Source organism: Kaarinaea lacus, assembly GCF_975902315.1.
In genome coordinates, this window is the sequence record NZ_CDLKIE010000168.1 from 1 (window position 1) to 17,071 (window position 17,071).

The following is a 17,071-nucleotide window of genomic DNA, read 5'->3' on the forward strand; positions in this document are numbered from 1 at the left end:
AAGCAGCGGTGGAAGGTATTGCGGGTTCATTGGGATCTGCTTCGGCGATAAATTTTACGGTACGCAATATCAATCGTGAGTACGGCGTATCGATTTCCAATTGCCAGGATATCGCCTTAACACTGGAAGGCGAGTTAACCTCTGGCTACACCATCATTCCGGCGAAAATTAATCCCGGTACCCATCAGAAATGCACAGTTACTCATAGCGGTGGCGAGTCTGCAGAATTCGTGGGTCATGGGGTTAGCTAGATAACACCAGCAATCGATCCCGATAAATACATTCTTACCATTAACAACTGGCGTGACGCGAAAGTGTTTGCGTACCTTGTTGCCTCACAGTGTCGCCTGATCCCTTGACGGTAAAGCGGCTTCTTTATGATTGCCCATTCATTGAAGCTTAAGAAACCTTAAAATATTCTGAACTATGGCCGATATATTTTTAGACGCTACAAGCTTTTGCAGCCTGTAAGCATCACGTATGCGGTTTTTATAATCAGGATTGCGAAATCAGGGAATATTTCGGCGGTTTTTGGAGGTTTAAATGCAAATGAAGAATTCAGGCTTTACACTCATTGAACTTGTATTGGTGCTGGTAATTATTGGTTTGCTCAGTGCTGTCGCAATTCCCAAATATATAGAAGTCAACTCCGAGCAGGATGTCGCCGAGAAGAACCAGTTAAGTGGTACCGTGAAAACTGCCCTGGTGATTGCGCAAGCGGATACTAGTGCTTCACCGAGTGTAAACACACTGGCGACCTACGTTCAGGGGGATCAGGTAAAAGTTGCAAACTCAGGTATCGTGCTGCTGCATGATGGGGAGTCATACATGGTGCCCACTTATGTCGACAACAATTGTTCCAACCCAACCAGCGCGGCAAGCGACAGGGTTAAATGCGTGGGTAATATTCAATAACGCCTTCATCAGTAAACGCAGCGTTTTGTGCTTGCGTACATTCTCGCTATACAACTTAATCATTTCATCAATCGTTTGAGTTCATCGTTGCCAGGGATCGGCGAAGCAACGAAGTGCAGTGTGTTTGCCTTTATTTACACAATATTGATCTGTTGCAATCCTCTTCTAAAACCCTACAAATAATGCTTCTATAATAGATTCTCCCTGGAACATCGTTCCTGCTAGTAAGCTCGCCACTACTTTCAAATAGCCTTGTCAGCATTGGCACGCATAAGCAATTTGATTTCAGTCAAATCCGGTTTGATCTTTTGTAGTGTTTATTTTTCCCCACTATATACTGTAAGAATTACGACATCAGCAAAGGGTGCTGTTATGTGTTTGGGAATACCCATGCAAATCAAAGAAATAGATGGATTCATCGCCCACTGTGAAGCGAAAGGCGTAAGCAGGGACGTCAATCTTTTTCTCATGCAGGAAGCCGAATTACAACCTGGAGACTATGTGCTGGTTCATGTCGGCTATGCCTTGCAGAAAGTGACCGAAGATCATGCTCGGTCTGCGTGGGAACTATTTGATGAGATACTGGATATGCAGGGAGAGCCTGATAATGCATGAACTGGCAGTGTGCCAAAGCATTGTTGATCAGGTCAGTCATATTGCTGCTGAACATCATTCCAGTATTGTTGAAAAAATTTATTTACAGATAGGTCCACTATCCGGCGTGGAACCCGATTTGCTGAAATCGGCATTTCCCTTAGCATGTGCCAACACCGCCGCAGCAAAAGCCGAGCTTGTTATCAACACTTTGCCCATTCGGGTTCAGTGTAAGAGCTGTCAGGCAGAAAGCGAAGTCAGTGCAAATCGCCTGGTGTGTGGTAAATGCGGCGACTGGCAAACAACTTTGATCAGCGGCAACGAAATGCTGTTGGAGCGGGTGGAGTTGCAAACGGAACATTAATCAGAGGATGGATTATGTGTGATACATGTGGATGCAATATTACGCCGGGTAACAAACACCTCATTGAAATCAAAGGCAAGTTATCCAGGACGCCCGATGGCAAGGCGGCGGTGGATGTACTGCAGGGTTTGTTATCGGAAAACGACCATCAGGCACAACATAACCGGGAGCATTTCGATAAACATCAGGTGTTGGCGATTAATTTAATGTCATCACCAGGTTCCGGAAAAACGGCGTTACTGGAAGCGACTATCGAAGCGCTTGGTGGGCGACTAAATATAGGTGTTATCGAAGGGGACCTGGAAACTGAAAATGACGCCCAGCGAATTCGCGCCAGGGGTGTGCCGGCCATTCAAATAGCCACGGGCAGTGCCTGTCACCTTGATGCACACATGGTACATAGCGCAGTGCATCAGCTCGATCTTGCGTCACTGGACATACTGTTTATAGAAAATGTCGGCAACCTGGTGTGCCCCGCCAGTTTTGATTTAGGGCATCACAGAAATATCACCCTGTTGTCGGTCACCGAAGGTGATGATAAACCCGCTAAATATCCGGTGATGTTCCGTGCGGCAGACGCCATGTTGATTACCAAGGCGGATCTGCTTGAAGTGCTGGATGATTTTAACAGTGCGGATGCAGAGCAGAACTTACGGAACCTGGCTAATCCGGCGCCGGTCATGGAAATATCCGCAAAGACCCGCCAGCGTTTTGATCAATGGATTCACTGGCTGGATGATGAATTGCAACACTATCGTCAACATCTGGCGCGTGGCGAACAATTGCGTCCTAAATTACAGCCGGACGGAAATAATCTGCATAGCCATCAGCATGTTCACCATGCGCATCCGCACGATCATAAACACGGGTGATCGTGCGACTTTGTACGGAATGAAGATACAAGTACTAACTTTATGAGCTTGATCAAGCAACAACCTGCCGAGCAAAAAAAGTGGCTGGAGAATATTCGGGCCATCGATTTGCCGAATAAAGTACGCATCATGAATGTGTGCGGTGGCCATGAGCGCTCCATTTCAATGGCGGGATTACGCGGCGTGTTGCCGAAAAACATCGAGTTGATACCGGGGCCAGGATGTCCCGTTTGTATCTGTCCGGAAGAAGACGTGTTTGACGCGATACAGCTGGCGTCATCAGAAGATGTCACGCTGGTGGCGTTTGGCGATATGCTGCGCGTACCGGTCAATGTGCCCAAAGGGCAGGCGCGGTCCCTGGAACAGGCCAAAGCGGCGGGTGCAGATATACGGCCTATCGCTTCGCCCATTGAAGCTGTAAAGATAGCCAACCAGTTACCGGACCGACAGGTGGTGTTTTTTGCGGCCGGTTTTGAAACCACGACAACGCCGGTTGCTGCCATGTTAGCTGCGGGCGTTCCGGATAATTTATCCGTGTTACTTTCGGCGCGACTCACCTGGCCTGCAGTGGCGATGTTACTGGATTCGGAAACGCCTGGCTTTGATACCCTGGTTGCACCTGGCCATGTATCGACGGTAATGGGTGCCAATGAATGGCAGTTCGTTACAGATAAACATGGCATCCCCACGGCTGTCGCCGGATTTACTGCAGAAAGCCTGTTAGCTGCCTTTTATTCCACCTTGCGACAACTCAGGGAGAAGAAACCATTCCTTGATAATTGTTATCCGGAAGTAGTGACCAGTGAAGGGAATATTGCCGCTAAAAAAATCCTGAATGACGTGCTGGAGGTGGTTGATGCGAACTGGCGTGGTGTGGGCAAAATTCCGCAGTCCGGTTTCGCTTTGAAAGCGGCCTATAAACAGTATGATGCACGGGAACGGTTTGCCTCACTGAATAACGATCATGAAGCGCGGCGTCGCGCCGGTGCGATGCCGCCGGGTTGTGATTGTGCGCGAGTCGTGTTGGGTAAGCTATATCCTAATGAGTGTCGTTTATACGGCAAAGCCTGCACGCCTCGTACACCGATCGGGCCATGCATGGTATCCGATGAAGGCGCTTGCCGTATCTGGTGGAGTACCGGCATTCGCGAATCTGCAACGACAGCAAAAGATGATTCGCAACAAGTGGTGGTGTGATGCATGAACCTTTGGAGTCAAATCAAGCCAGATTTTTTGTGCTCTCCGGACATGTGCAAGGTGTAGGTTTTCGTCCTTTCGTTTACCGCCTGGCACAGCAGTACCATATTCACGGATGGGTGGAAAACTGGATGGGCCAGGTTGCCATTCATGCCGAAGGCAATGCGGACTATTTACAGACATTCCAGGAAAACCTCATCAAGCAGGCGCCGCCACACGCAAGTCCCGTTATTTCCAGAAACAGAATCGTTGATTGCAAACACTATGCAGCGTTTTCCATACGCCGTAGTAACGAAAAAACACCGAACACCATTCGAATAGTTACCGATTTGCCCGTCTGTGATGACTGTTTGCATGAATTGAATGATGCGGCAGATCGGCGTTATCGCTATCCGTTTATTAACTGCACCCATTGTGGACCACGCTATACCCTGATTCGCCAGCTTCCCTATGATCGTGCTAATACGACCATGGCGGAGTTTCCATTATGTCCCCAGTGTAAGGGTGAATACGAAAATGCAGCAGACCGTCGTTACCATGCGGAACCCATTGCCTGTAGCGACTGTGGTCCGGCATTATCCTTTACCCACCAAAACAAAACCATTGCCGGTAATGAGCAGGCATTGCAGGCATGTATCACTGCGCTGAGGAAAGGGAAAATTGTTGCGGTAAAGGGCATAGGCGGCTATCACTTAATGGCCGATTCCTGCAACGATGCGGCTGTAGCAAAACTGCGGGAACGTAAACCGCGCCCGCATAAGCCATTGGCCGTAATGATGGCGGCACAGGATCTGTCGCAGTATGTAATCGCCAGTGAAGACGAACAAGCGCTGCTGAGTGGTGTTGAGCACCCCATATTGTTGTTAACACAAAAACCGGGAAACGTACTGTCGAAGTTAATTGCACCGAAGCTAACGGAAGTGGGCGTCATGTTGCCCTACAGTCCCTTGCATTATTTATTGTTAAAAGAATTTTCCCGACCGCTCGTGGCAACGTCCGCCAATATCAGCGGCGAACCGGTGTTAACTGATAACGATGATGTGGTAAGACGATTATCCCACGTTGCTGATGCAGGCCTGCATCATAACCGGCCGATACAGCGCCCGGCTGATGATCCGGTGTATCGGGTCATCAATAATAAGCCAAGGGCGATACGCCTGGGACGTGGTAATGCACCGCTGGAGTTGAACTTACCATTCACGATTGACAGGCCAAGTCTTGCCGTGGGTGGTCATATGAAGAACACCATTGCTTTGGCCTGGGAAAATAATATTGTGGTGTCGCCTCATATTGGCGAACTTGATTCGCTACGCAGTCAACAGGTCTTTGCCCAGGTCATTGCGGACCTGCAGGCACTTTATCAGATAACAGCAGAGCGGGTGGTGTGTGACGCCCATCCAAAATACAGCAGTTCTGAATGGGCGAGGAAGTCCGGACTGGAAGTCGTATCCGTATACCACCATCATGCACATGCATCTTGTGTGAGTGGTGAGTTTCCCGGTGAAAAGAACTGGTTAGTGTTTGCCTGGGATGGTACCGGTTTTGGTCCGGATAACACCATCTGGGGTGGTGAAGCCCTGTTAGGTAATAGTGGGTCCTGGCACCAGGTAGCCAGCCTGCGTCAATTTCATTTGCCCGGTGGTGATCGTGCCGCGCGGGAACCATGGCGCAGCGCCGCCGCACTGTGTTGGGAAGCCAGTCTGACCTGGTCGACATCGCATAAAGACCTGGACATGTTGCAGCAAGCCTGGCAAAAGCGAATTAATTGTCCCTTGACATCTTCGGCTGGTCGCCTGTTTGACGCGGCAGCTGCATTAATCGGGCTGGTTGACACAGTTAGCTTTGAAGGGCAGGCGCCAATGTGGCTGGAAGCACTGGCCCAACAGGGAAGCGCTGAAGGTTTATCGCTGGAAATGGAACAGGATGATCAGGGTGTCTGGCGCGCTGACTGGCAATGGCTGCTGGAAATGTTAATGGATAACAGGCATAGCCAGGCGGATCGTGCACGATGCTTCCACGAAACCATGGCCCTGGTGATTTTGCATCAGGCGCTACAGGTGCGCGAACAGTATGGAGACTTTGCCGTTGGTCTAAGCGGAGGCGTTTTTCAGAATCGAATATTGACAGAACGTGCCATTGAGCTGCTCGAACAACACGATTTTCGCTGTTATTTTCCGGAGCATGTGCCGGTGAACGATGGTGGTTTATGTTACGGGCAGATCGTGGAAGCGCATGGGGTGACTGGTTGTACCAAACAATAACAATGAATGGCAAAAGGTAAATGGCATGACGCATATTACACTCGCGCATGGTAATGGTGGTCATTACATGCGACAACTCATCGAAGAAACTTTTGCTACCCGGTTAGCAAACTCGGTACTGGATGCCAGTAGTGATGCCGCTACCTTACCCACACTGAAGGGTGAATTGTTAATGAGTGTCGATGGCTTTACGGTAAAGCCGCTGGAATTTCCCGGTGGCAATATCGGATCCCTGGCGATACACGGTACCGTGAATGATTTATCCGTGTGTGGTGCTATTCCGCGGTTTTTAAGTTTGTCGGCGATTATTGAAGAAGGACTCGAACTTGAAGTGTTAGAACGCATTATCAGCAGCATGGCTGAAGCGGCTAAAGAAGCCGGTGTTGAAATTGCCTGCGGTGATACCAAAGTGGTGCCCAAGGGCGAGGGAAGCGGCGTGTATTTTACTACCACAGGAATTGGCGTCAGGAAACCGGGACTCACTTTAAGCATGCAAAACATAAAACCGGGCGATGCTATTCTGGTCAGCGGTTCGGTGGGTGATCACGGTACAGCAATTATGCTGGCGCGCGAGCAATTTGGCTTAAAGGGCAACATTCAATCAGATTCCGCCAGTGTATTGCCATTTTGTCAGGCTTTATATGACCTGCCGGGGTTGCGCTTTATGCGTGATCCAACGCGAGGTGGATTAGCGACCGTTTTGCATGAGATACATCAATATACTTCGTTGGGTGTACGTGTAAAACAGACACATATACCGGTTCGCGATCCGGTGACGTCTGTTTGTGAAATACTGGGCTATGATCCCATGTATCTGGCTTGCGAAGGGCGAGTGGTAGCAGTGGTTGATCAAAATGATGCCCCACAGGTATTACAGCGTTGGCAACAGCTGCCCGGCGGTAAAGACGCCGCAATTATTGGTAATCTGGACAATAGTATGGCGCGAGTAATACTGGAAACGGAGATTGGTGGTGAGCGTATGCTGGAAGAGCTGGAAGACGATCCGTTGCCAAGAATCTGTTAAAGATTAGCGTAAATGGTATGAACAGGTTTTGATATGTCTAATTCGTCCAATGATAACGGCACCAGCATGACGGCTGAACATGCCATGAATGTGGTGCTGGAGGCAGAAGATCATGCCAAGCATGCCGTGGATAAATGTGCTTCAGAAGCTGATGCACTATTACAGCAGGCTCGACAAAGAGCCAAGCAAATTGCCGAGCGGGCCGATGAGCGCATTACCCGAATTCATCAACGATGTGCCCGTGTAGTGACTGACCGGGTTACTCAGTTACAGCGTGATCAACAGAAGAAAGCCAGGGATTCTCATTCTTATGAAGTTGATACTGAAACAGTGGATGTAGTGGTAGAGCAAATTGCAGAAATGTTAACGACGGGCGACGAGGGAATCTAACAAACAGTTAAAATAATAGAAAAACTCTTCGAATTGATTATTTTTTTAAATGGTCAGGAGGCAACTGGGAGGACAGGCAACCTGGCTGTGATTTGCGCGCTACCACTAAATTAGAAATTATGCGCAGAAATTTTATATTCACCCAGACTCGACTGCAGGCCCGACATGGCATGCGGCCGGATGAGCGTACCTGGCAGTTAGTCGAGTCGCAAAAAGATCTGGCCAACTTTCTGCAAAGTGCCCGTCAAACTAATCTGAAAAACTGGGTGATGGGGCTGCAAGCCACCGATAACCACCACTTGATTGAATCATCACTGCTCAAACTCTATCGAGATTATATCAACGACATTGCGTCCTGGGTGCCGTTAAGCTGGCGAAAGTCTGTTGAATGGTCGGCAAGCCTGACTTACCTGCCCGCACTGCAGCACTTGTTGAGCGGCAATACGGTGCAGGAATGGATGCTACAGGATCCTGTGCTTAAACAGTATAGCGCAACACATCTGGAACAGCGTACCAATGCATTTCTACAATCGGAATTTGCACCGTTAGTCCATGCCTGGCAGGCGGGTGATTCCCTGCTGTCAACATGGGTGCGGTGCTGGCAATCCCTGTGGCCTGATAAACGAGCCAAACAACAGGTCGCGTTCCATGCGATGAATGCACTATTAAACCAGCATCTGACCAGTTTTCTACAGGTTGCACCCAATACGGCCTGGCGTCATCGCCAGCAACTGGCGCACAAGCTTGCCATGATGTTTCGTAAATACAGTTACCAACCAGTCGCCGTTTTTATTCATTTGCTGTTAATAGCGCTGGATGTTGAACGATTGCGTGGCGGTATCATGCAGCGCTGCCTGTTTCCCGGGTATCGGGAGGAAAGCGTATGACTTTACGGCCTGTTCCTGCACGCTGGTTTGAAGTACTGGTGGCGACAGAAGACCTTGTAAAAGGGGTTGAAGCACTGGCAAGAACCGGTGATGTTGAGCTGGAAGTATACAGCGAAACAACACAACGGGTGAGTATGCCCAATTTACGTGATCGGTTTGAAGACTATGACAAACTGTTGCGTCGTTATCAGCAATACTGGCCGCAACAACAGCTGCATCCTTCCGAAGCGCCCGGTCGTCCGGAGCGCCGACTGGATAAAGCCCTGGAAAAACTCGCCAACTGGCAATCTGAAGCGGATCCAGTCATCGATAATCTGGAAACCCTGTTGCGCGAACAGGCGGAGTTATCGTTGATACAGGAGCTGTTTAAACACATGCCCAGTGATGAGATCGATTTTACGCATGTAGCCAGCGCAGGTCCCGCGTTGAGCGTTCGATTATTTGTTTTACCTGTTAACGCCAAAATACAACACTTGCCTCCGGCCGTCCTGTCTATTCGTATTGCCACCGAACAAAACATTTTTCTGCTGGTAGTCGGTAAAGAGGATGTGGTTGAAGCCATGCAACGCGACATGGTGGTACAAAAAGGTCAGGTTATCATCGTGCCTGCATGGCTTAAAGGGAAGTTACAGGTTGCCACGCAACAGGTGGCCGAACGACAGGTTGAAATAAAGCGACAGGCCGATGCTATTTTTGCAGCGTTAGGCGAGCTGGAAAAAAAGCATAGTTTGCACGAAGTGCTGGGTGATATTGAGCAGCTGGAATGGTTTATTACCCATGTTACTGATCTGCCCGTGTCAGAAAATTTCGCCTGGATAACCGGCTGGACCAGCGATGTCAGTGAAAACCGCATTAATGACGTGCTACAAAAAGAATCGGTGCGTGCTGTTGTCCATTACCCACCTGCGCCGGTTGGTGTAAGCCCACCCATGGTATTCCACAATCCCTGGTGGTCGCGGCCGTTTGAATTCTTCGCCAAATTGTTAGGCGTCCCTGCTGCAGATGAGTTTGATCCATCGATTTTGTTGTCGTTCATTGTGCCATTGATTTTTGGTTATATGTTTGGCGATGTAGGCCACGGACTGGTGTTTTTTATTGCCGGATTGCTGTTGAGTAAACGTTACCCCCTGTTAAGAATTTTGATTGGTTGCGGTTTATCAGCCATGATTTTTGGTTGGGTGTTCGGTAGTGTATTTGCCAATGAACATCTTATTACACCTTTATGGGTTAATCCTATTCAGGAACCGTTGACTGTATTAATGGTTCCACTGGCCGGTGGCGTGGTTATATTACTGCTCGGATTGCTGGCGAATGGGATTCAGCAATTCTGGCAGGGCGAATTCAGGCAATGGTTATTTATCGATGCCGCTGTGATCGTAATGTATATCAGTGTTATTGGCAGCGTATTTAATAGCATGATCGGAGTCATGTTCCCGCTGGGAGTGCTGTGGTATATCACAGGTAACATTGTATTGGCGGATGAATCGGTTGGAAAAGCGGTCGGCCACGCGATCGGCCAACTGGTGGAAAGTGTATTGCAATTGCTGATCAACACGATTTCCTTTATTCGTGTTGGCGCTTTTGCCCTGGCCCACGCCGGCTTGTCGCTGGCGGTATTTATCATGGCAAATACGGTCGCAAATCCACTATTTTCCGCCCTGATTTTCATCGTGGGAAATATCGTGATATTGGTACTGGAAGGACTGGTGGTATCCATTCAAACCACTCGACTTGTGCTGTTTGAATTTTTTATTCGATTTCTTAAGGGTACGGGGCGTATGTTTAACCCGTTAACCGTACCAGTGAAACCTGTTGCAGAACAAAAAAGGAGACCGTAGTCATGAATGCACATAGTAAAACGTTGTATGTGCTATTTGGATTTACCGGCGTTATAGCCGTGTTGGCCGGAACGCTGCTCTGGTTAACGCCCGCTATGGCTGAAGAAGTAGCGACCACGACAGCCTTATCGCCCGAAGTGTTACAGGGTGGTTTCTGGGCTGCCGCACTGGCCACCGGGTTGTCATCACTGGGTGCAGGTTTTGCTGTTGCATCGGTAGGTAGCGCGGCCATTGGTGCGCTCACCGAAAAACCGGAGCTGTTAGGTCGGGTGTTAATTATGGTTGGCCTGGCAGAAGGTATTGCCATATATGGATTGATTGTTTCAATTTTAATATTAAACGAACTGATATAAGGCGATGGTTGCACCGGTCTTTATAGGTGATGAAGTAACGGCAGCGGGATTCCGCCTGGCGGGAGTTCGTATACGAATACCAGAACAGGAAGAGTTATCGAGAGTGGTGGAGTGGGCGAACAATAATACTTCATTGATTTTTATCACCGCTGAGTATGCGGCAAGATTGAGTCAGGACCAGCAAAACAGGTTATTGAGCCAACAAAACCCACCCGTTGTTGTGATACCGGATATTCGATCCAATACACCGGTACAGGATCTGGCAACCCAATTACGCGCACAGTTAGGGGTTCTGGAATGAACAATGACCCGAAAATGCCTGGCAGTATTGTTGATGCGCAAGTGCAGCGTTTACTGGAAATAGTAGAAGCCTATCGCAAACAGCAATGTGATGCCCTGATTACACAGGCAAAACAGGATTCCCAGCACATAGTTCGGCAAGCTTATCGCGAAGCCCGTGTACGGATGCGTCAGGATATACAGGATAGTCGAGAGCATATGCGCAATGAATTATCGTCCGCCAGGGCAAAGCTACATACCCTGATGATGCAGCAACGGCATGAGGCAGACCAGCGTTTCCTTGAACAGTCCTGGAATTTGCTGGCGGCGAAATTACAGGCTCGATGGCAACAGCCAAAACAGCGTCAGGCGTGGGTGCAAAAGATCGTGTTAAACGCGGGTAAAATGGTACCCGGCAAAGACTGGCTGGTTGAACACCCGAAAGACTGGACCAGCGACGAACAAAAAAAGTTGCGCAGCCAGGTAAATAACAAGTTTACCGGTAAGTTGAAATTTAAAAACGCAACGGATATTAGCGCGGGAATACGTATCGTGACTGATGGGGCGGTCATTGATGGTAGTTTGCAGGGTTTGATGGCGAACCGTATCGACATTGAGTCCATATTCCTGGCGCAATGTCGTGAATGTATTATCCATAGCCAGAAATAAATGAAGCAAAAAATTCAAACGAATAGAAAGAAAGGCAACGCTCATGAGTGAAGCGAGTATCACCTGGATCAGTGGACCGGTATTACGGGCAATTACGCAAGATATATTTCATATCAATGAAGCGGTGTTTGTTGGTAATCACAAGCTGTTAGGTGAAGTGATTCGTATTGAGCAGGACACGATTGTTGCACAGGTCTATGAAGATACCAGTGGCCTGAGACCGGGTGACAAGGTGACGGGTAACGGCGCACCCCTGTCAGTAAAGCTGGGTCCGGCCCTGTTGGGAAATATTTTCGACGGACTGTTGCGACCCTTAACCCTGGATGCGGGCGATTATGTGCAACCGGGTATGCAGGCGCCGCCACCGCAATCATTTAACTTTAAGCCGATCATCAGGGCCGGCGACCTGGCAACCGCCGGGGCAATACTGGGTACCGCAACAGCGGACGGCGGACGCCGGCAATCGGTGCTGGTACCACCTGATGTCAGTGGCAAGGTTATCAATGTGGCAGAGCCTGGTGTATACAATGACGAACAAACCGTTTGCACGATTAAATCGGACAGCGGCGAGGAACATTCGGTAGCCATGAGTCATCATTGGCCGATTCGTGACGCGCGGCCCATTGCAGAACGCTTACCGACCTGGGGGCCCCTGTTAACGGGGCAACGTATTCTAGATTCCATTTTTCCACTGGCCTGTGGTGGACGTTCGGCAATGCCGGGTGGTTTTGGTACCGGCAAAACCGTATTACAGGAAACGCTGGCCAAGTGGTGTGATGCCGATCTTATTGTATACGTGGGTTGTGGGGAGCGCGGCAATGAAATGGCCGGCGTGTTACATGAACTGCCACAACTGGAAGATCCGCGAACCGGTCGTCCGTTAATGGAGCGTACGCTGATTATAGCCAATACTTCCAATATGCCGGTCGCGGCACGCGAAGCCAGTATTTATACCGCGGTAACCGTGGCGGAGTATTTCCGGGACCAGGGGCTGCGCGTGGCATTAATGGCTGATTCCACCAGTCGCTGGGCTGAAGCATTACGGGAAGTGTCCGGTCGCCTGGGGGAAATTCCCAGTGAAGCAGGCTATCCGGCTTATCTCAGTAGCCGCCTGGCAGATTTTTATGAGCGCGCTGCCCATGTGCGGGCTTTGTGTGGACAGGTGGGTTCCTTAAGTATCATCGGTGCAGTCAGTCCGCCGTCTGCGGATTTTTCAGAACCGGTTACCACTCATACCAAGCGTTATGTACGAGTGTTCTGGGCATTAGATGCGACACGCGCCCAGGCGCGGTTTTATCCGGCCATTCATCCTCTGCAATCCTATTCGGGTGACATTGAAGATCTTATTGCATTTTGGCAGGAGAACGATCATCCGCACTGGCTGGAACAACGCCGCAGATTTTTAACCTTGCTGGAAGAACAAACACGCCTGGAACGTATGGCGCGCATCGTCGGTAAAGATGCTTTGCCGCCTCGCCAACAACATATACTGTTATGCGCGGAACTCATCAATGACGCATTTCTGCGACAGTCGGCGTATTCGGAAGTAGATCGTTATTGTTCACCGGGGCGGCAGGCCGCGATGATGAATTTGCTCACACGGTTTATCGAGCTGTCACAGCAGGCCATCGATCAGAAAGTGGATATTGAATTGATTAACACCATGCCGTTGTTAAGGCGCTTGCGCCGGATGAATGAAGACATTAGCGAAGAAGAAATGGAGCAGTTTGATGTATTGCGCACGGATATGGAAAACGCGTTTTCAACCTTGGCAAAACAGGACCTGAGCAATGTTAGTTGATGTTCGCACCGAAGGTACCGCTACGCGAATCGAAGGACCGTTATTGTTCCTGCGTCGTACCGTGGATGTTGGTTTAAATGATGCGGTGGAAATCAGTGACGCGCAGGGCCGCAAGCGACTGGGACGTATCGCGACACTCGATGAGGACAGCATGATCATCGAAGTACTGGAATCCACCAGTGGCTTGTCCCTGGCGAAAACCGCGGTGCGTTTTCAGGGTGAAGCCCTGCACTTCAGCGTGGGCCCGGACTTGCTGGGTCGTATTATGGATGGTGTCGGTCGCCCACTGGATAACGGTCCCCCGGTTTCAGCACATCAACGTTTGCGCATCGATGGCCTGGCAATTAATCCGGCGGCGCGTGAATATCCGCGCGATTTTATTGAGACGGGAATATCCACTATTGATTTAATGAACAGCCTGGTGCGTGGGCAGAAGTTGCCGATATTTTCCGGTGGTGGTTTACCGCATGATCGTATCGCAACGGATATCGCACAACAGGCACGGTTGCGTGGTGAGGAGTCAGGTAGTTTTGCCGTGGTGTTCGTGGCGATTGGTGTGTCTTATGATATCGCTGAGCAGTTTCGTCGCGCTATGGAAAACAGTGGAGCGCTGGAACATACCGTTTTGTTTCTCAACCTGGCGTCTGATTCCAGTACCCAGCGCCTGTTGGCACCGCGCTATGCATTAACGGCCGCCGAGTATCTTGCTTATACTGAAAATCGCCATGTATTGGTTATTATGACCGACATGACCAACTACTGCGAAGCGCTGCGCGAAGTATCGGCCAGTCATGGTGAAGTACCCAGCCGAAAAGGTTATCCCGGTTATATGTATTCGGATCTGGCAACGATATTTGAAAGAGCAGGTTGCATCCAGGGTAAAGCCGGCACGTTGACGCAGTTGCCGATACTGACCATGCCTGCCGATGATATTACTCATCCCATTCCGGACCTGACCGGTTATATTACTGAAGGACAAATCGTACTGGATCGCGAACTGGACCGACGCGATATTTATCCACCGATTCGGGTGTTGCCCAGTCTGTCACGATTGATGAAAGATGGTACCGGTGAAGGTTACACACACGAAGACCATCCTTCCCTGGCCAATCAGTTATATGCCGCCTACGCCCGGGCCATGCATGTCAGGGTGTTAGCCAGTGTTATGGGCAGCGAAGGTTTGTCACAAACGGATCGCATGTTTCTGGAATTTGGGGAACGCTTTGAAAAAGAGCTGGTGCAACAGGAAGCGGCACGTACCCTGGAACAAAGCATGGAAATAGGCTGGCGATTACTGCAGCAAATTCCGGTACTGGAGTTAACCCGGCTAAGCGATCAGCAAATAGAGCGTAACATTAAAGATAAGGTAATTGAGTATGCTGGGCAATGACCAGGCGCCGACACGCTCTGCGATTTTGCAGATGCGTGATGAACAGGAAATTATCCTGGAAGCTTATGATTTTCTCGATGAGAAACGATTGTTATTAGCCGCGGAACTGTTACGCCAGTTAAGCCATTATGAAACACTGCTGGGCCAATATGAATCATTGCGCCAGAGTGCCGAGTTAACATTGGTTGCGACTATTCGCCGTCATGGGTTGCAGGGCACGCAGGTTTATCCCGGTCATTACCTGGAAGATGCTGAAATCAGTGCAAGCACTGACATATTTATGGGTGTGACTTTAATGGCTACCGAATTGCAATTGGCGGAGCACGAAGAGTTGAGCCAGGTTAGCCAGCCCTCGCCGGAGGCAGAACAATGTCGGCAATTGTTTCTTGATCTTGTTAAGTTGGGAGCAATACTTGCCGGTGTGTCGGGTAATCTGCATCGCTTATTGGCTGAGTATCGAAAAACCGAACGTCGCGCCCGGGCCCTGGAGAATGTGGTTATACCGGAAATGACACATAACCTTCGTGAAATGACATCGCGCCTGGAAGAGCTGGACCAGGAAGATATTGTGCGCGTTCATTTAAAACATCAGTAGCACGCCTTAAATTTGCATAAAACGTTTCCACGTATTTCTTATGGGATAGGTAAATACCTGTTCAGACGAATGTTACCCACAAGGCCAGTTTTACATCCGGTTTGCAGTATGAAAAGCTTATAACTATCAATCATATGCAACCCTTCCTGATCCCGGTGTAGTTAGCAATTACATGACCAGTATCAATTCGATTTTTCTCGCCTTGGCTACACTTACAATAACTTTTTAACCATTGCCGTTATCTGGTAAGCAGGTGCCCATAAGGTGCAGCAGGCAGGCACTCACAGAAAAAATCAGTTCTGAATTAAAAAGCGCTAATAATCAGAACAGTCACACAGTGATGAAAGGAACGCGACAATGAGTACCCTGGTGCTCGGTATTGGAAACACGCTGTTAACGGATGAAGGTATTGGTGTGCATGCCACGCGTTTTATCTATGACAAGCATGCCGATTTGCCGGATACTCATTATCTTGATGGGGGAACATTAAGTTTTACCCTGGCCGGTCCTATTGAGGATGCGGATAACCTGATCGTCATTGACGCCGCACAACTCAATGATAACCCCGGTACGGTACGCACTTTTGTGGGTAACGAAATGGATGAATACCTCAGTTGTCAAACCAGGCGCAGTGTCCATGAAGTGGGATTAATGGACCTCATGTCCATGGTGAGATTGTCAGGCCGTTTACCAGAGAATCGAGCGCTCATTGGCGTGCAACCGAAAAGTCTGGAATGGGGGGAAGCCCCCAGTGAAGAAGTGCAGGCAGCGATACCGGATGTCTGTGAAGAAGCATTACATCTGATCCAGGAGTGGCAGTCATGACAGAGTTAACTGATATTCCGGTAACAGCCACCGATGCACCCGTAGCTAATACGCCTCCTTCAGCCCAGGTGATGGCTATACTAAAGGAGCTGCAAGGCATGCTGGATACTCTGGTGGAAACCGGCGATGAAAACTATGTCGATATTCGTGGTCTGGCATTAATGCCCGGTGAAATAGAAAATCTCAAACTGATATTGGGTACGGGCGAAGTGGATGCAATGATAGCTGCATTGGGCCCAACCCATGTAACAGAAACCTCTATCTCCGGCATCTGGTGGGTAACCCATAAGAATGCTGCGGATGAAATCATTTCCGAATTTATTGAAGTCACCGATTTACCGGAAATCCTTAAAACACAGCATCATGATTTGCATGCAGCACCGGGTAGATTCAAACAGTTATTGAGTGCGATTAATCCTGAATCATAAGCTTCCAGCTGATTAGCTGGCTCATAGATGAAGGTGTTTATAATGCCGAGAGACGATTCACTGGTCGATATATTACAGCGACAGGGTGTTAGCCGGCGTGGTTTCCTCAAGTTCTGTTCGGCAATGGCATCCCTGATGGCGTTACCTCCGGGAATGGCACCTGCGATTGCAGAGGCATTGAGTAAGGCCAAACGCCCATCGGTTATCTGGTTGTCGTTTCAGGAATGTACCGGTTGCACCGAGTCCCTGACGCGTTCCCATAGTCCCACAGTAGAAAGCCTGATTCTTGATGCCATCTCACTGGACTATCATCACACCTTACAAGCCGCATCGGGTACTGCTGCCGAAGAAGCACGTGAACATGCCATGAAGGAGTTCTTCGGCAAATA

The 17,071-nt window shown here is 49.4% G+C and carries 20 protein-coding genes; all 20 read left to right on the forward strand.

Annotated elements, in window-relative coordinates:
- The coding region (locus tag ACWVCM_RS04715) for a hypothetical protein (protein WP_455200562.1) at positions 1 to 251 on the forward strand (251 nt) is incomplete at its 5' end.
- Between the two features lie 292 nt (positions 252 to 543).
- A complete protein-coding gene (locus ACWVCM_RS04720) occupies positions 544 to 915 on the forward strand; it encodes a pilin (RefSeq protein WP_455200563.1) in 372 nt (123 codons plus the stop codon).
- 372 nt (positions 916 to 1,287) lie between these two features.
- Positions 1,288 to 1,530 (forward strand): HypC/HybG/HupF family hydrogenase formation chaperone, encoded by a 243-nt coding sequence (locus ACWVCM_RS04725; protein WP_455200564.1) that lies wholly within the window; start codon positions 1,288 to 1,290, stop codon positions 1,528 to 1,530.
- Entirely contained in the window at positions 1,523 to 1,873 is a 351-nt protein-coding gene (locus ACWVCM_RS04730) for a hydrogenase maturation nickel metallochaperone HypA/HybF (protein ID WP_455200565.1), read from the forward strand. Before ACWVCM_RS04725 ends, ACWVCM_RS04730 begins: the two co-directional genes overlap by 8 nt.
- Positions 1,874 to 1,887: 14 nt before the next feature.
- The gene (gene hypB, locus ACWVCM_RS04735; protein ID WP_455200566.1) at positions 1,888 to 2,745 is read left to right on the forward strand and encodes a hydrogenase nickel incorporation protein HypB; all 858 of its coding nucleotides are present in this window, start codon (positions 1,888 to 1,890) and stop codon (positions 2,743 to 2,745) included.
- 42 nt (positions 2,746 to 2,787) lie between these two features.
- Positions 2,788 to 3,942 carry a hydrogenase formation protein HypD gene (gene hypD / locus ACWVCM_RS04740; protein WP_455200567.1) on the forward strand — a complete coding sequence of 385 codons (1,155 nt, stop codon included), beginning with the start codon at positions 2,788 to 2,790 and terminating at the stop codon, positions 3,940 to 3,942.
- Positions 3,942 to 6,203, forward strand: coding sequence for a carbamoyltransferase HypF (gene hypF / locus ACWVCM_RS04745; RefSeq protein WP_455200568.1), 2,262 nt, complete (start codon positions 3,942 to 3,944; stop codon positions 6,201 to 6,203). Before hypD ends, hypF begins: the two co-directional genes overlap by 1 nt.
- Before the next feature lie 25 nt (positions 6,204 to 6,228).
- The gene (hypE, locus tag ACWVCM_RS04750; protein WP_455200569.1) at positions 6,229 to 7,227 is read left to right on the forward strand and encodes a hydrogenase expression/formation protein HypE; all 999 of its coding nucleotides are present in this window, start codon (positions 6,229 to 6,231) and stop codon (positions 7,225 to 7,227) included.
- Positions 7,228 to 7,260: 33 nt separating this feature from the next.
- Positions 7,261 to 7,617, forward strand: coding sequence for a hypothetical protein (locus ACWVCM_RS04755; RefSeq protein WP_455200570.1), 357 nt, complete (start codon positions 7,261 to 7,263; stop codon positions 7,615 to 7,617).
- A gap of 119 nt (positions 7,618 to 7,736) precedes the next feature.
- Positions 7,737 to 8,504, forward strand: a complete 768-nt coding sequence (locus tag ACWVCM_RS04760; protein ID WP_455200571.1) for a hypothetical protein — start codon at positions 7,737 to 7,739, stop codon at positions 8,502 to 8,504.
- Positions 8,501 to 10,342 carry a V-type ATP synthase subunit I gene (locus tag ACWVCM_RS04765; RefSeq protein ID WP_455200572.1) on the forward strand — a complete coding sequence of 614 codons (1,842 nt, stop codon included), beginning with the start codon at positions 8,501 to 8,503 and terminating at the stop codon, positions 10,340 to 10,342. The genes ACWVCM_RS04760 and ACWVCM_RS04765 overlap by 4 nt, the downstream gene beginning before the upstream one ends.
- Before the next feature lie 2 nt (positions 10,343 to 10,344).
- Positions 10,345 to 10,695: an ATP synthase subunit C gene (locus ACWVCM_RS04770; RefSeq protein ID WP_455200573.1), complete on the forward strand. Its 351-nt coding sequence runs from the start codon at positions 10,345 to 10,347 to the stop codon at positions 10,693 to 10,695.
- A gap of 4 nt (positions 10,696 to 10,699) precedes the next feature.
- Positions 10,700 to 10,996, forward strand: a complete 297-nt coding sequence (locus ACWVCM_RS04775; protein ID WP_455200574.1) for a V-type ATP synthase subunit F — start codon at positions 10,700 to 10,702, stop codon at positions 10,994 to 10,996.
- Positions 10,993 to 11,643 carry a hypothetical protein gene (locus ACWVCM_RS04780; protein ID WP_455200575.1) on the forward strand — a complete coding sequence of 217 codons (651 nt, stop codon included), beginning with the start codon at positions 10,993 to 10,995 and terminating at the stop codon, positions 11,641 to 11,643. The genes ACWVCM_RS04775 and ACWVCM_RS04780 overlap by 4 nt, the downstream gene beginning before the upstream one ends.
- A gap of 43 nt (positions 11,644 to 11,686) precedes the next feature.
- Positions 11,687 to 13,444 (forward strand): V-type ATP synthase subunit A, encoded by a 1,758-nt coding sequence (locus tag ACWVCM_RS04785; protein WP_455200576.1) that lies wholly within the window; start codon positions 11,687 to 11,689, stop codon positions 13,442 to 13,444.
- Positions 13,434 to 14,834 (forward strand): V-type ATP synthase subunit B, encoded by a 1,401-nt coding sequence (locus ACWVCM_RS04790; protein ID WP_455200577.1) that lies wholly within the window; start codon positions 13,434 to 13,436, stop codon positions 14,832 to 14,834. The genes ACWVCM_RS04785 and ACWVCM_RS04790 overlap by 11 nt, the downstream gene beginning before the upstream one ends.
- Positions 14,821 to 15,429, forward strand: a complete 609-nt coding sequence (locus ACWVCM_RS04795; RefSeq protein WP_455200578.1) for a V-type ATP synthase subunit D — start codon at positions 14,821 to 14,823, stop codon at positions 15,427 to 15,429. Before ACWVCM_RS04790 ends, ACWVCM_RS04795 begins: the two co-directional genes overlap by 14 nt.
- Positions 15,430 to 15,786: 357 nt before the next feature.
- Positions 15,787 to 16,254 carry a HyaD/HybD family hydrogenase maturation endopeptidase gene (locus tag ACWVCM_RS04800; RefSeq protein WP_455200579.1) on the forward strand — a complete coding sequence of 156 codons (468 nt, stop codon included), beginning with the start codon at positions 15,787 to 15,789 and terminating at the stop codon, positions 16,252 to 16,254.
- Complete coding sequence (locus ACWVCM_RS04805) at positions 16,251 to 16,682, forward strand: hydrogenase expression/formation C-terminal domain-containing protein (protein ID WP_455200580.1); 432 nt, start codon at positions 16,251 to 16,253, stop codon at positions 16,680 to 16,682. Before ACWVCM_RS04800 ends, ACWVCM_RS04805 begins: the two co-directional genes overlap by 4 nt.
- 42 nt (positions 16,683 to 16,724) lie before the next feature.
- Positions 16,725 to 17,071: twin-arginine translocation signal domain-containing protein (locus ACWVCM_RS04810; protein WP_455200581.1), on the forward strand; the 347-nt coding region annotated here is incomplete at its 3' end.